The 247-nt window shown below is 45.7% G+C and carries 1 protein-coding gene; it reads left to right on the top strand.

What is annotated here, in order from left to right; genetic code table 11:
* Positions 1–183, top strand: a 183-nt coding sequence (locus AAEZ02_RS23205; protein WP_351125545.1) for a phenylalanine--tRNA ligase subunit beta-related protein, incomplete at its 5' end; no start/stop codon positions are given.
* Positions 184–247: the final 64 nt, after the last annotated feature.

Below are 247 nucleotides of genomic sequence, written 5' to 3'. Positions count from 1 at the left end.
GACCTATGGTTGTTTGACGTCTATCAAGGCGACAATGTACCAACTGGGCAGCGTTCATTGGCTTTTGCTTTGGTATGGCAGGATAGGTTACAGACCTTGTCTGATGAAGCAGTCAAAACCGCGACTGACAAAGTGGTACGAGCTTTAACTGAGCAACATGCTGCGAAGTTGCGTGACAGCTAGCATTTAGCATTAATAGTAGAGCATGCTCTGTAGCCTTTATAATTGTGAGGCTATAGGGCATTGC

It is taken from the genome of Shewanella sp. T24-MNA-CIBAN-0130 (assembly GCF_040310185.1).
GTDB lineage: Bacteria > Pseudomonadota > Gammaproteobacteria > Enterobacterales > Shewanellaceae > Shewanella > Shewanella psychromarinicola.
The sequence above is the reverse complement of the archived record's forward strand: the minus strand, read 5'-3'. Positions and strand labels throughout refer to the sequence as shown.